Genomic DNA, 14,881 nt, shown 5'->3' with positions numbered 1-14,881 from the left:
CGCGCTGGAAATAAAAATGCCAGCCGATCGGGCTGGCATTTTGACGACAGGATGTACACAATGAATCAGAGGGCTATGCGACAGCTTCTGCTTCAATGGGCACAATGACGCTGGCATGATTGCCTTTTGGCCCCTGGTGAACATCAAACTGGACCGATTGTCCGGCTTTTAGTGTTCTGTAACCATCCATCTGAATGGTGGAATAGTGCGCGAAGATATCTTCGCCGCCGCCTTCAGGGCAGATGAACCCGAACCCTTTGGCGTTGTTGAACCACTTAACAGTACCCATTTCCATGCTTCGACATCCTTCGTATATCTTATTAAGTAAGATGGAATGAACCGGTGGTGGAGTGGGGGCTGTTCAAAACCTCGCCAACTCACGCTTGTACAATTTAGATAAACCAACCTTCTCGTCAAGTGTCAGGCGCTGGAGTTGGGACAATAATCAACCAAAATTTGAAGCAGTTAACGCTATTGACGGGAATGTGACAGACATCGCGGATGGCAGTAATAGATGTTTGTTATCTGATATCTGAGGTAGATTCAGAATAGGTATCAATGCCTGTCAGCGAAAAATGTTCTGCCGGAAACCGTAACCGATGATGACGACTGACAATGGGTAAGACCAACGACTGGCTGGATTTTGACCAGCTGGCGGAAGATAAAGTGCGCGACGCGCTAAAACCGCCATCTATGTATAAAGTGATGTTAATGAACGATGATTACACGCCGATGGAATTTGTTATTGACGTGCTACAAAAGTTCTTTTCTTATGATGTAGAACGTGCAACGCAATTGATGCTCACCGTTCACTATCGAGGCAAAGCCATCTGCGGCGTTTTTACTGCTGAAGTGGCCGAAACCAAAGTGGCGATGGTGAACGAATACGCAAGGGAGAACGAGCATCCGTTGCTGTGTACGCTGGAAAAAGCCTGAAAAGGCATAAAAATTGGGGGAGGTGCCTATGCTCAATCAAGAACTGGAACTCAGTTTAAACATGGCTTTCGCCAGAGCGCGTGAGCACCGTCATGAGTTTATGACCGTTGAGCACCTGCTGCTTGCACTGCTCAGCAACCCATCTGCCCGCGAAGCGCTGGAAGCCTGCTCCGTGGATCTGGTGGCGTTGCGTCAGGAACTCGAAGCCTTCATCGAACAAACGACACCGGTGCTGCCCGTCAGCGAAGAGGAGCGCGATACTCAACCGACGCTCAGCTTCCAGCGCGTTTTACAGCGTGCGGTGTTCCACGTCCAGTCCTCTGGCCGTAGCGAAGTGACTGGCGCGAATGTGCTGGTTGCCATCTTCAGCGAGCAGGAGTCGCAAGCTGCGTACCTGCTGCGCAAACACGAAGTCAGCCGACTCGACGTGGTGAACTTTATCTCTCACGGAACGCGAAAAGACGAACCGAATCAGGCGTCGGACTCCAGCAATCAGGTCAATAACAATGAAGAGCAAGCAGGCGGGGAGGATCGTATGGAAAACTTCACCACCAATCTTAACCAGCTTGCTCGCGTCGGCGGAATCGACCCGCTGATTGGCCGCGACAAAGAGCTGGAACGCGCGATTCAGGTACTGTGCCGTCGCCGCAAGAACAACCCGCTGCTGGTGGGTGAATCAGGCGTAGGTAAAACTGCGATTGCCGAAGGGCTGGCCTGGCGTATTGTTCAGGGCGATGTCCCGGAAATCATGGCCGATTGCACCATCTATTCGCTGGATATCGGCTCTCTGCTGGCAGGCACCAAATACCGCGGTGATTTTGAAAAACGCTTTAAAGCGTTGCTGAAACAGCTGGAGCAAGACACCAGCAGCATCCTGTTTATCGATGAAATCCACACCATCATCGGCGCAGGCGCGGCGTCTGGCGGCCAAGTGGATGCCGCTAACCTGATCAAACCGCTGCTCTCCAGCGGCAAGATTCGGGTCATGGGCTCGACCACCTATCAGGAATTCAGCAATATTTTTGAGAAAGACCGTGCGCTGGCGCGCCGCTTCCAGAAAATCGATATTACTGAGCCGTCTGTTGAAGAAACGGTGCAGATTATTAACGGCCTGAAACCGAAGTACGAAGCGCACCACGACGTGCGTTACACCGCTAAAGCGGTACGTGCGGCGGTGGAACTGGCGGTGAAATACATCAACGATCGTCATCTGCCGGATAAAGCGATTGATGTGATCGACGAAGCGGGCGCGCGGGCGCGTCTGATGCCGATCAGCAAACGCAAAAAAACCGTCAACGTGGCGGATATCGAATCCGTGGTGGCGCGTATCGCGCGTATCCCTGAGAAGAGTGTTTCTCAGAGCGACCGCGATACCCTGAGAAACCTTGGCGACCGTCTGAAAATGCTGGTGTTTGGTCAGGATAAAGCCATTGAGGCGTTAACCGAAGCCATTAAAATGGCCCGTGCGGGTCTGGGTCACGAGCATAAACCGGTCGGTTCTTTCCTGTTTGCCGGTCCAACCGGTGTCGGGAAAACCGAGGTGACGGTACAGCTGTCTAAAGCGTTGGGCATTGAGCTGCTGCGCTTTGATATGTCCGAGTACATGGAACGCCACACCGTCAGCCGTTTGATTGGTGCGCCTCCGGGATACGTCGGCTTTGACCAGGGCGGCCTGCTCACTGACGCGGTGATCAAGCATCCGCACGCGGTACTGCTGCTCGATGAAATCGAGAAAGCGCACCCGGACGTGTTCAACATCCTCTTGCAGGTGATGGACAACGGGACGCTGACCGACAACAACGGGCGCAAAGCGGACTTCCGCAACGTGGTGCTGGTAATGACCACCAACGCCGGTGTGCGTGAAACGGAACGTAAATCGATCGGCCTGATCCACCAGGATAACAGCACCGATGCGATGGAAGAGATCAAGAAGATCTTTACGCCAGAGTTCCGTAACCGTCTGGACAACATTATCTGGTTCGATCACTTATCTACCGAGGTGATCCATCAGGTGGTGGACAAGTTCATCGTCGAGCTGCAGGTTCAACTGGATCAGAAAGGCGTGTCGCTGGAAGTAAGCCAGGAGGCCCGCAACTGGCTGGCTGAGAAAGGCTACGACCGTGCGATGGGCGCGCGTCCGATGGCGCGAGCTATCCAGGACAACCTGAAAAAACCGCTGGCTAACGAACTGCTGTTCGGTTCGCTGGTGGACGGGGGTCAAGTGACGGTAGCGCTGGATCAGGCGAAAGGGGAGTTGACGTACGACTTCCAGAGTGCGCAGAAGCATAAGCCTGAAGCGGCTCACTGAGTTTGATCGTTTTGACAAAAACCGGGTGAAAGCCCGGTTTTTTTATGCCTGTTTTTCGGCCCGATCAGTCCCCTCGCCCTTGAGGGATAGGGTTAGGGTGAGGGGGAACTTGCGGCTCTGTGGTGACGCTGCGCATCTCACGTTCCTCACTGCGATACCTTCACAAGATGAATATCTTGAGCCGCTGAAATTTTGCGAGGCGTTTTCCAGAATCTACATCTGATTATTGCTGGATAAAATCACAGTAATAAAATGGCGGCGCACCTGCAAAATCAGGTGCCGGGATTGGCGTCCTGAAAAACGTGTGCGGATAATTTCGCGTGCATTAAGGGTGAATGATGACTATTGAACGCAATAATTCCAGCCTCTACAGCGAACTGGCTCGCAAACCAGATCTTCCTGCGCTTGCCGAGCGCTGCAATCTCATGACCGAAATCCTTATAAGCTGTAACTCTCTTCCGCAACTACAGCCCATTTGCCGCTGTCTTGACGCTTATCTTGGTATCGTAAAACAAGAACTGGCTGAATCGATGAGCGATTTTTACGTCGTTGATTTGGAGGAAGAAGCGGAAAAGTCGAAAAAAAGAGAATGGTTGCTGGAGGAGACGGAAGTGAAATGCAATTACTGCCGTGCCTTAAATCACGTTTTGCTGGTTTCTCATTTTGATCGCGATATGCTCCCGCATCTTACTGGCCTGCTTCACGATATTACGCATGACATGGGGAATGATTTAGTTGTGTCGCATCAACCGCAGTTAGTAATACATTTACCCGCTCAACCTGGTTTATAGCGGAAATAAAAAAGGCCGGGGATTCCCCGACCTTTTTAAATATCTCTACGCCTTTACCGGCGAAAACAATTAGCGACTACGGAAGACAATGCGGCCTTTGCTCAGGTCGTACGGGGTCAGCTCAACAGTCACTTTGTCGCCCGTCAGGATACGGATGTAGTTTTTGCGCATTTTACCGGAGATGTGCGCGGTTACCACGTGACCGTTTTCCAGTTCTACGCGGAACATGGTGTTAGGTAACGTATCAAGTACGGTACCCTGCATTTCAATATTGTCTTCTTTGGCCATCTAATCCTCTGGGGTATCACTACCAAGTTTTGAACCGGCAAGATAATGCCGAAATTCATCAATTAAGTAAAGAATTGTGCGTTTAAAACGCAACAAAACAGTTTCGGCGTATTGCCCAGTCGTCACGGTATAACCGTACGAGAAGCGCATTCGTAAAGGGGAGGCGACGGATAAACGCAAGGACGTTATCTGGTGCGAAGGATTCCCAAACGGCGGCGGGGCAACAGGCTGAACCTACTCTGCGGCACCAATTATAACACTCCTCATCAGAAATGGGCGGAAAACATTTACACCGGAGGCATAAAGAGCGTTCTCGGCACCCAAAAATTCTGCGGCAGCTTCTGCAAACGCATGGCGTCGAGCTTTTCCAGATAATGACGACGTGAAATTTCTTCGGCGCCCAGCGACGCGGTGTGTTCGTTCAGCACCTGGCAATCTACCAGTTGCCCGCCGTTCTGAGCAAATTGATCGCAAAATACCAGCAGGGCAGTTTTGGATGCATTGACCGCGCGACTGAACATTGACTCGCCGCAAAAGAGGGTGCCTTGCGCTACACCGTACATTCCCCCGACCAGTTCGCCGTTATCCCATACTTCGATGGAATGCGCGTGGCCCAGTTCATGTAAACGATGATACGCATCGACAATATCATGGGTTATCCAGGTGCCTTCGAGACGATCGCTGGCGCAGCCTTCGATAACCAACCCGAAGGCATGGTTGAGCGTGACGCGATAGGGGGATTTAGCATGAAAGCGTTTCATGCTGCGGCTCAGGTGAAACTGTGAAGGCAACAGTACAGCACGAGGATCGGGAGACCACCACAGAATGGGGTCTCCTAGGGAGAACCACGGAAAAATACCACGCTGATAGGCCATCAGCAGGCGCGCCGGGCTTAAATCACCGCCAAGCGCCAGCAGCCCATTGGGTTCACGTAACGCTCCCTCTGGCGAAGGGAACGCAATATTATGACGAGAAAGCTGGACCAGGCGCATGACAACGAAACTCCACTACGCGAGTTAGGATCGGTTCAAATATAGTCTACAGACGTTGTTTAAACTGGTAGTAGCGCCCCTGTTTTGCTAACAGCTCTGCGTGACTACCTTGCTCAATAATGTGTCCGTTGTCCATTACAATTATTTGGTCAAAATTCGCCAGTCCGCGCAGACGATGCGTCACCATCAGCACGGTTTTGTTTTTCATGACTTGCGCCAATAAATCAAGGATTTGGCTTTCGGTTGTGGCATCCAGTCCTTCCGTCGGTTCATCAAGCAACATCAGCGGTGCATCGTGCAGCAGCGCACGCGCAACCGCCAGACGACGTAACTCACCACCCGAAAGTTGACGACCGCCTTCACCAAGCCACTCGTTTAAGCCATCGCCTTCGAGCAGTTTTTGCAGCCCGACCTGCTCCAGCATGGCGCCTAATTCACTGTCAGAGGCATTCGGTGATGCCAGCAGCAGGTTGTCGCGAAGCGTCGCGCTGAACAGATGTACGCGCTGCGGGACGACGCTGATAGCCTTACGCAGGGCCGGTTCGCTAAAGTCGGTCAGCGCTGTGTCGTTAAACAGAATTTCACCCAGGCGTGGGTCCCAGGCACGGGTAAGCAGTTGCAGCAGAGTGGATTTACCGCAGCCGGTTCGCCCCAGAATAGCAACATGCTGGCCCGCCGGAACTGTCAGACTAATGCCATCCAGTGCGTTTTGTGCTTGTCCGTCGTAGGCAAACGTCACCTCTTTAATCTGCACTGCCACAGATTCAGGGGCAGCATCTTGACGTGAAGTGAACTGTACTTCCGGTTCTTGCTCGGTGATCTGCGTAATGCGTACCGCTGAGGCAATCACCTGGCCGAGATGCTGGAAAGCACCGGTGACCGGGGCGAGGGCTTCAAATGCCGCCAGCGCGCAGAAGACAAACAGCGCAATCAGCGCACCCGGCTGAGTGTTTCCGCCAACACCACCCGACGCCATCCACAGCATCGCGATTACCGCAATCCCGCCAATCAGCATCATCAGTGCCTGGGAAAGGGCCGTCAGTTCAGACTGTCGGCGCTGCGCTTCATGCCAGCTGAGTTCTGTGCTTTCCATCCGAGCACGATAGCGGCGGCTGGCACCAAAAATGGTCAGCTCTGCCTGGCCTTGCAGCCATGAGGTCAGTTGCTGGCGATAGTCACCGCGCAGACGGGTCAGATTTTCCCCGGTCGACTTTCCCGCGCGATAAAACAGCGGCGGCAGCAGGAGAAGCGTAAGCAACATAATGCCGCCAAGCGTAAGCGCAATAGGCACGTCGAGCACGCAGAGGCCCAGCGTGACGGTGACGATCACCACAAAGGCGCCAACCAATGGAGAGATGACGCGCAAATAAAGGTGATCCAGTGTATCGACATCGGCGACAACGCGGTTGAGCAATTCGCCCTGACGAAAACGCGCCAGTCCGGCAGGGGAGAGTGGCAGCAGTTTACTGAAGGTGAAAATGCGCAGGTGTTGAAGGACGCGGAAGGTCGCATCGTGGCTGACCAGTCGTTCAAAATAGCGTCCGGCGGTACGGGCAATCGCGGTGCCACGCACGCCTGCAGCGGGCAGCATGTAGTTAAAACTGTAAAGGCCAGCAACACCCGCGACCGCAGAGGCCGACAGGAACCAGCCGGAAAGCGTCAGCAATCCGATGCTTGCCAGAAGGGTAACGATAGCCAGCACAATGCCCAGCGTCAGCATCCATTTATGGCGTTTGTACAGGGCGAGATACGGCAGTAAGGCGCGCATTAAATATCCTCCTGACGATTAGCCAGCAGGGCGGCGAATGGCCCCTCTGCGGCAGCGAGCGTAGCGTAATCACCACTCTCGACGATAAGACCGTTTTCCATTACCCAGATCTGATCCCATTCGGAAATGCCTTCGAGCTGGTGGGTCACCATCAGCGTAGTCTGCAAGCGTGACGCTTCATTGAGTGCCTGCATGACGCGCTGTTCGCTGTGGGCATCCAGACTGGCGGCGGGTTCGTCCAGCAGCATTAGTTGGCTTGGATTCAACAATGCGCGCGCCACGGCGATTCGCTGCGCCTGGCCGACGGATAATCCTGCTGCCTGATCGCCCACGACGGTATCGACGCCGTTTGGCAGCATTGGCAGAAACTCGCTGACCCATGCGCGGTCTAGTACCGACTGTAGCTCATCTTCGCGGGCGTCAGGACGCGCCAGCAGCACGTTTTCGCGCAACGTTGAGGCCGGTAGCTGTGGGTTTTGTCCCACCCAACTGAGCTGTTTGCGCCAGGCGTCAGGTTCCAGTAACCGCAGTTCCGTTCCGTTGATCTGTAACGAGCCGGTGTAAGCCATAAATCCGGATAAGGCATTCAGCAACGAGCTTTTCCCTGAACCACTGATCCCCACCAGAACAACTCTTTGACCCGCAGAGAGCGTGAAGCTAAGCGGTCCGGCCAGCACTTTACCTTCCGGCGATAACACTGAGAAATCTTGTGCATGAACGGTGATCGGTTGTTTGCTGTTGAGCGTGATATCACCACGCTCAGGGTGCGCCAGCGGCGTTTCCAGGAACGTTTTCAGGCTATCAGCGGCACCCACGGCCTGCGCCTTAGCATGATAGAAGGTGCCCAGGTCGCGTAGCGGCTGGAAGAATTCAGGAGCCAGAATCAGCGCCAGGAAACCGGCTGAGAGCGTCACGGCCGTACCGTAGTGGCCAAAATCCAGCGCGCCAAGATAGGAGAAGCCAAAGTAAACCGCGACCAGCGCAATCGACAGAGAGGTGAAGAACTCCAGCACGCCGGAGGAGAGGAACGCCAGGCGCAGCACTTCCATCGTGCGCTGGCGGAAGTCCTGTGACGCGTGACGAATGTTTTCGATTTCCGCTTCACCGCGACCAAACACGCGCAACGTTTCCATTCCGCGCAGACGGTCGAGGAAATGTCCGCTCAGGCGGCCGAGCGCAAGGAAGTTGCGTCGATTTGCATCTGCAGCCCCCATGCCGACCATCGCCATGAACATCGGGATCAGCGGCGCGGTGCCGAGCAGAATCAATGCTGCTACCCAGTTCGACGGGAAAATCGCCAGCACGATCAGCAAAGGAACGCAGACTGCCAGCGCCATCTGCGGCAGATAGCGGGCGTAGTAGTCGTGCATATCGTCGATCTGCTCAAGGATCAGCGTCGCCCAGCTTCCGGCAGGTTTACCCTGAATCCAGGCGGGACCCGCGTCCTGGAGCCTGTCCATGACCTGACGGCGGATTTCATAGCGAATCTGCTGTCCCGCGTAAAAGCCCACGCGTTCGCGCAGCCAGACCACCCAGGCGCGAAGAACAAAGATCAACACCAGTACGATAAAGGGCAATAATATTGCCTCGCGCGGAATGTTCTCCATAATCATATGGTTAAGAATGCGGGCCAGCAGCCATGCCTGGGCAACAATCAACAAACCGCTGATAAGACCCAAAACACGGGAAATAGTCAGCCAGCGGCGGGAAATAACGCTTTGCTGTTTTAGCCAGCGAGTTAACTCTTGTTGACGGGTTTTTTCCATTACGCGCTTTGCAGGTGAGTTATAAGAAATTAGACAACCGCATGTTACACGTGGGAAAAAATAAAGGCGACCTGTGGCCGCCTTTATTTACGTTTGTTACTGAGTTGTAAAGATTATTTACTTAATTCAGCCAGTCCGTCGAGGTAGCGTTCTGCATCCAGCGCAGCCATACAGCCGGTGCCCGCAGAGGTGATCGCCTGACGGTAGATATGGTCCATCACATCGCCCGCAGCAAAGACGCCAGGAATGCTGGTCTGGGTCGCGTTGCCGTGAATACCGGACTGGACTTTGATGTAGCCGTTTTCCAGCTCCAGTTGACCGTCAAAAATGCCAGTATTCGGGCTGTGACCGATAGCCACAAACAGTCCTGCGACTTCCAGGGACTCGATATTGTCGCTGTTCTGCGTATCACGCAGACGCAGACCGGAGACTCCCATCTGATCGCCCGTGACTTCTTCCAGCGTACGGTGGGTGTGCAGCACGATATTGCCGCTTTCCACTTTATCCATCAGGCGTTTGATGAGGATTTTTTCCGCGCGGAAGGTGTCGCGACGGTGAATCAGGTGCACTTCAGAGGCAATGTTGGCCAGATAAAGTGCTTCTTCAACGGCCGTATTGCCGCCGCCGATGACCGCGACTTTCTGGTTACGGTAGAAGAAACCATCGCAGGTCGCACAGGCAGATACACCGCGGCCTTTGAACGCTTCTTCAGACGGCAGACCGAGGTAACGCGCGGAGGCACCGGTGGCGATAATCAGCGCGTCACAGGTGTATTCGCCGCTGTCACCGGTCAGGCGGAACGGACGGTTCTGCAGATCAACCTTGTTGATGTGGTCGAACAAAATTTCGGTGTCGAATTTGATCGCATGCTCGTGCATACGTTCCATCAGCAGCGGCCCGGTCAGGTCGTTCGGATCGCCTGGCCAGTTTTCTACTTCAGTCGTGGTGGTCAACTGACCGCCTTTTTCCATGCCGGTGATTAATACCGGGTGCAGGTTAGCGCGTGCAGCATAGACCGCTGCGGTGTATCCCGCAGGTCCAGAACCAAGGATTAGCAGCTTACTGTGTTTAGCCGTGCCCATGAGATCCCCATTGTTGTTGGCAGACATTTGCTCGGATTGTAGGGAATTTGTTGCCGTAAAAAAAGAGCGCAGCAATTTTGTAAACGATTTGTGCAATAGGCGAGGGTGATGAACCGCCTTTATTGAGCGTAATAACATCACGTTTTTCATGAAAACGGTTGTTTATACGGCGACAAAATGAGGATTAATCCCCGGTCGCAATGAATAACTGGCACGTTGTACTAAAAAACGATGTTTTGCTTTGACAATCCCCTGCGCTTTTGCGAAAACATTGAAGGAAGAAAAAAAATCCGCGTTAACTGTGTGTCGCATAGACATGCACGCAGGCGCCATTTTTACCGGGTCAGCGAAATCTACGCATGGTGTGGACAGATGCCATGCGTGATGTTGGTGACAGCCTTTTGGCAACGGTCTTCTCACCGTAGAACCCGAATCTGCATCGCATACACACTATAAAACGCGATGTGATAAGCAACGGGTACAGGCTCTGAACAGTGATGTGCACAGGGTCCAGGCAGGAGTAGGGAAGGAATACAGAGAGACAATAATAATGGTAGATAGCAAGAAGCGCCCTGGCAAAGATCTCGACCGTATCGATCGTAACATTCTGAATGAATTGCAAAAGGATGGGCGTATTTCCAACGTCGAGCTTTCAAAACGTGTGGGACTTTCACCGACGCCATGCCTTGAGCGTGTGCGCCGTCTGGAACGACAAGGCTTCATTCAGGGCTATACGGCTCTGTTGAACCCGCATTATCTGGATGCCTCACTTCTGGTTTTTGTTGAGATTACTCTGAATCGTGGCGCACCGGATGTGTTTGAGCAATTTAACACCGCAGTGCAAAAACTTGAAGAAATTCAAGAGTGTCATCTGGTTTCTGGCGATTTCGACTACCTGTTGAAGACCCGCGTACCAGACATGTCAGCCTATCGTAAACTGCTGGGTGAAACCCTGCTGCGACTGCCTGGCGTGAACGACACCCGCACTTACGTGGTGATGGAAGAAGTCAAACAGAGCAATCGTCTGGTTATTAAGACGCGCTAATACGGAACAGGTGCAAAATCAGCGTAATTTGATTACACTCCTGTTAATCCATACAGCAACAGTGCCGGGTATCCCGGCGCTGTTGTCCGTTTTAGCAAACAGGCAGGAAATGCCTGGTACCTGGAGAGCCTTTTTTGAGCCAGGAATATACTGAAGACAAAGAAGTCACTTTAACGAAGTTAAGCAGCGGGCGCCGACTCCTTGAGGCGTTACTGATTCTTGTTGCCCTTTTTGCCGTCTGGTTGATGGCCGCCTTACTCAGCTTTAACCCTTCCGATCCCAGCTGGTCACAAACGGCGTGGCATGAACCTATCCATAATTTGGGTGGTGTGCCCGGCGCATGGCTGGCGGATACGCTATTTTTCGTCTTTGGCGTCATGGCCTACACCATTCCAATCATTATTGTTGGTGGGTGCTGGTTTGCCTGGCGTCATCGTCAAAACGAAGAGTACATCGACTATTTTGCGGTTTCACTTCGTTTGATTGGCGCACTGGCGCTGATCCTGACCTCGTGCGGTCTGGCAGCGATCAACGCCGATGATATCTGGTATTTCGCCTCCGGTGGCGTGATTGGCAGCCTGTTGAGCACGGCGCTCAAACCCATGCTCCACAGCAGTGGTGGTACCATCACGCTGCTCTGTATCTGGGCGGCAGGGCTGACGCTCTTTACCGGTTGGTCGTGGGTGAGCATCGCTGAAAAACTCGGCGGCTTTATCCTGAATATTCTGACGTTCGCCAGCAATCGCACCCGTCGTGATGATACCTGGGTGGATGAAGACGAATACGAAGATGATGATTATGAAGAAGAGTCGTCATCCGCCAACCGAACCGAATCTCGACGCACGCGCATCATGCGCGGGGCGCTGGCGCGTCGTAAGCGCGTCGCTGAAAAATTCACTAATCCTTTGGCTCGTAAAACGGATGCGGCTCTCTTCTCCGGCAAACGGATGGATGACGAAGAGCAAGTCACTTACAGCACAGGCGGCGTCGCCACCGATCCGGATGACGTGCTGTTCTCTGGCAATCGAGCGATGCCGGGTGATTTCGATGAATACGATCCGCTGTTAAACGGTCATTCTGTGACGGCTCCGGTTGCCGCAGCAGCAATTGCGACGACGGCGACGCAAGCTTACGCTGCGCCCGTTGAGGCCGTGATGTCAGTTGCGCCGGTTCAGACGCCAGAGCCTGCCCTGCAGCAGCCGATGGTTGACTGGCAAACGGCACCTGGCGTTCACACGCCTGAGCCGACTATTGCCCCAGAGCCAGAAAGCTATGTGCCAGTGCCGCCGCAGGATCAACAGTGGCAGCAGCCGTATCAGCCTGAGCCAGTTTACGAAGAACAATATGCCGAACCTGAGCAGCCTTATCAGGAATACACCCCTGAACCTGTTTCAGAGCCGCAGATTGAAGTGGAAGAGGTTAAACCTGCTCGTCCGCCGATGTACTATTTTGAAGAAGTGGAAGAGAAACGCGCCCGCGAACGTGAGCAGCTTGCGGCCTGGTATCAGCCAGTGCCTGAGCCTGCGGGGGTTAATCCTGTCACGTCGCCTGCGTTTAGTGCGCCAGATATCGATCCAACAGCGGCCATTGCTCCTGTTGCTGCAAGCGTTAAGCAAGCGACAGTTGCTGCGACAGCAACCGCTGCGGCAGCCGCACCGGTGTTTAGTCTGGCCGCCGGTGGAGCACCTCGTCCGCAGGTGAAAGAGGGTATCGGCCCACAATTACCGCGACCAAACCGCGTGCGCGTTCCAACGCGTCGTGAGCTGGCGTCATACGGTATCAAATTGCCTTCTCAGCGTATGGCTGAGGAAAAAGCGCAAGATCCGAATGATATCGATGATGCGGATGAAATGCAGCAGGACGAGCTGGCTCGCCAGTTTGCTGCGCAGCAGCATCAGCGCTACGGCGAAGAATATCAGGACCACTCGCAGCCTGATGTTAGTCAGGACGATGAAAACGACGCCGCAGAAGCAGAGCTGGCACGTCAGTTCGCCGCTTCACAGGAACAGCGTTATTCTGGCGAACAGCCAAAAAATGCGAATCCTTTCTCTCTGTCAGATTTTGAATTCTCACCGATGAAAGATTTGGTGGATGACACGCCGAGCGAGCCGCTGTTTACCCCGAGCGTGATGCCGGAAGCAGAGCCACCGCGCCCGCAATATGCTCCAGCGCAGCCTCAGCATGTTCCGCAGCCAGTGGCTCCGCAACAGTATGCGCAGCCGGTCGCTGCACCGCAGCAATATGCACAACCGCAGCAGCCGGTCGCTCAGCCGCAGGAAAGCCTGATTCACCCGCTGCTGATGCGCAATGGCGATAGCCGTCCCGTACAACGACCGACTACGCCGCTGCCGTCGCTGGATCTCTTAACCTCTCCGCCGACGGAAGTTGAGCCGGTGGATACCTTTGCACTTGAGCAAATGGCGCGTCTGGTTGAAACACGTCTGGCTGATTTCCGTATTAAAGCGGACGTTGTTAACTACTCTCCTGGTCCGGTGATTACTCGCTTCGAGCTCAATCTGGCGCCGGGTGTTAAAGCCGCGCGTATTTCGAATCTCTCACGTGACCTGGCGCGTTCGCTTTCGACCGTTGCAGTGCGCGTGGTTGAAGTTATTCCGGGCAAGCCGTACGTGGGCCTGGAGTTGCCGAACAAGAAACGTCACACCGTTTATCTGCGTGAAGTGCTGGATAACGCGAAATTCCGCGATAACCCGTCACCTTTAACCGTGGTGCTGGGCAAAGATATCGCGGGTGAGCCTGTCGTCGCAGATCTCGCGAAAATGCCACACCTGCTGGTGGCCGGTACTACCGGTTCTGGTAAATCCGTCGGTGTGAACGCGATGATCCTGAGCATGCTCTACAAAGCGCAGCCGGAAGATGTGCGTTTCATCATGATCGACCCGAAAATGCTGGAACTCTCCGTCTACGAAGGCATTCCGCATCTGCTCACCGAAGTTGTGACCGACATGAAAGATGCCGCCAACGCCCTGCGCTGGAGCGTCAACGAAATGGAACGCCGCTACAAGCTGATGTCTGCTCTGGGTGTGCGTAACCTCGCCGGTTATAACGACAAGATTGCTGAAGCGGCGCGCATGGGCCGTCCGATTCCGGACCCATACTGGAAGCCGGGCGACAGCATGGATGCTCAGCATCCGGTGCTGGAAAAACTGCCGTACATCGTGGTGCTGGTGGATGAATTCGCCGACCTGATGATGACAGTAGGCAAGAAAGTTGAAGAGCTGATCGCCCGACTGGCACAGAAAGCGCGTGCAGCCGGTATTCACCTGGTGTTGGCGACGCAGCGTCCGTCTGTTGACGTCATCACTGGTCTGATTAAAGCGAACATTCCGACGCGTATCGCGTTCACCGTATCGAGTAAAATCGACTCCCGTACCATCCTCGATCAGGCGGGTGCAGAATCGCTGCTCGGCATGGGTGATATGCTCTATTCTGGCCCGAACTCGACGACGCCGGTGCGCGTTCACGGTGCGTTTGTTCGTGACCAGGAAGTCCACGCCGTCGTGCAGGACTGGAAAGCGCGCGGTCGTCCGCAATACGTAGACGGCATCACTTCCGAGAGCGAAAGCGAAGGCAGTGGTGGCGGTTATGATGGCGCGGAAGAGTTGGACCCGTTATTTGATCAGGCCGTTAATTTTGTGACAGAAAAACGCAAAGCGTCCATTTCCGGCGTACAGCGTCAGTTCCGCATCGGCTACAACCGCGCTGCACGTATTATTGAACAGATGGAAGCGCAGGGCATTGTGAGCGAGCAAGGTCACAACGGTAACCGCGAAGTGCTGGCACCGCCACCGTTTGAGTAATCCTTCGTCGATTGCAAAGATGGGTAAGTCAGCAAAAATTAAGCATTTTCTTCTGTCGCCTGCCTGCGGGCAGGTTCAGAATAGACG

General features: G+C 54.0%; 11 protein-coding genes. 5 read left to right on the top strand and 6 right to left on the bottom strand.

What is annotated here, in order from left to right; all coding sequences use genetic code 11:
- Nucleotides 1-73: 73 nt before the first annotated feature.
- Nucleotides 74-295: a cold shock-like protein CspD gene (gene cspD / locus JBO43_RS10680; RefSeq protein WP_095281417.1), complete on the bottom strand. Its 222-nt coding sequence runs from the start codon at nucleotides 293-295 to the stop codon at nucleotides 74-76.
- Nucleotides 296-615: 320 nt separating this feature from the next.
- Between cspD and clpS the strand changes: the two genes are divergently transcribed.
- From clpS to JBO43_RS10665, 3 genes are all read left to right on the top strand, one after another.
- Entirely contained in the window at nucleotides 616-936 is a 321-nt protein-coding gene (clpS, locus tag JBO43_RS10675) for an ATP-dependent Clp protease adapter ClpS (RefSeq protein WP_095281418.1), read from the top strand.
- 28 nt (nucleotides 937-964) lie between these two features.
- Nucleotides 965-3,244 carry an ATP-dependent Clp protease ATP-binding subunit ClpA gene (gene clpA, locus JBO43_RS10670; protein WP_095281419.1) on the top strand — a complete coding sequence of 760 codons (2,280 nt, stop codon included), beginning with the start codon at nucleotides 965-967 and terminating at the stop codon, nucleotides 3,242-3,244.
- Between the two features lie 338 nt (nucleotides 3,245-3,582).
- Nucleotides 3,583-4,035 carry a hypothetical protein gene (locus JBO43_RS10665; RefSeq protein ID WP_202674292.1) on the top strand — a complete coding sequence of 151 codons (453 nt, stop codon included), beginning with the start codon at nucleotides 3,583-3,585 and terminating at the stop codon, nucleotides 4,033-4,035.
- Between the two features lie 69 nt (nucleotides 4,036-4,104).
- Here the strand turns inward: JBO43_RS10665 and infA are convergent, their stop codons facing one another.
- The 5 genes from infA to trxB all read right to left on the bottom strand — a co-directional run bounded on the left by infA (nucleotide 4,105) and on the right by trxB (nucleotide 9,931).
- A complete protein-coding gene (gene infA, locus JBO43_RS10660; RefSeq protein WP_002211347.1) occupies nucleotides 4,105-4,323 on the bottom strand; it encodes a translation initiation factor IF-1 in 219 nt (72 codons plus the stop codon).
- Nucleotides 4,324-4,610: 287 nt separating this feature from the next.
- Complete coding sequence (gene aat / locus JBO43_RS10655) at nucleotides 4,611-5,315, bottom strand: leucyl/phenylalanyl-tRNA--protein transferase (RefSeq protein WP_202674273.1); 705 nt, start codon at nucleotides 5,313-5,315, stop codon at nucleotides 4,611-4,613.
- A 46-nt stretch (nucleotides 5,316-5,361) separates the two neighbouring features.
- Nucleotides 5,362-7,083, bottom strand: coding sequence for a heme ABC transporter ATP-binding protein/permease CydC (gene cydC / locus JBO43_RS10650; RefSeq protein ID WP_103946891.1), 1,722 nt, complete (start codon nucleotides 7,081-7,083; stop codon nucleotides 5,362-5,364).
- Complete coding sequence (cydD, locus tag JBO43_RS10645) at nucleotides 7,083-8,849, bottom strand: heme ABC transporter permease/ATP-binding protein CydD (protein WP_202674272.1); 1,767 nt, start codon at nucleotides 8,847-8,849, stop codon at nucleotides 7,083-7,085. The genes cydC and cydD overlap by 1 nt, the downstream gene beginning before the upstream one ends.
- 113 nt (nucleotides 8,850-8,962) lie before the next feature.
- On the bottom strand, nucleotides 8,963-9,931 hold the full coding sequence (gene trxB / locus JBO43_RS10640; protein WP_165790619.1) for a thioredoxin-disulfide reductase: 969 nt from the start codon (nucleotides 9,929-9,931) through the stop codon (nucleotides 8,963-8,965).
- A 550-nt stretch (nucleotides 9,932-10,481) separates the two neighbouring features.
- Between trxB and lrp the strand changes: the two genes are divergently transcribed.
- Both lrp and JBO43_RS10630 read left to right on the top strand, forming a co-directional pair.
- Nucleotides 10,482-10,976 (top strand): leucine-responsive transcriptional regulator Lrp, encoded by a 495-nt coding sequence (gene lrp, locus JBO43_RS10635; protein WP_000228473.1) that lies wholly within the window; start codon nucleotides 10,482-10,484, stop codon nucleotides 10,974-10,976.
- Between the two features lie 134 nt (nucleotides 10,977-11,110).
- Nucleotides 11,111-14,794, top strand: coding sequence for a DNA translocase FtsK 4TM domain-containing protein (locus JBO43_RS10630; protein ID WP_202674271.1), 3,684 nt, complete (start codon nucleotides 11,111-11,113; stop codon nucleotides 14,792-14,794).
- Nucleotides 14,795-14,881: the final 87 nt, after the last annotated feature.

The sequence above is a fragment of the Lelliottia jeotgali genome, assembly GCF_016771845.1.
GTDB classification, from domain to species: domain Bacteria; phylum Pseudomonadota; class Gammaproteobacteria; order Enterobacterales; family Enterobacteriaceae; genus Enterobacter; species Enterobacter jeotgali.
The sequence above is the reverse complement of the archived record's forward strand: the minus strand, read 5'-3'. Positions and strand labels throughout refer to the sequence as shown.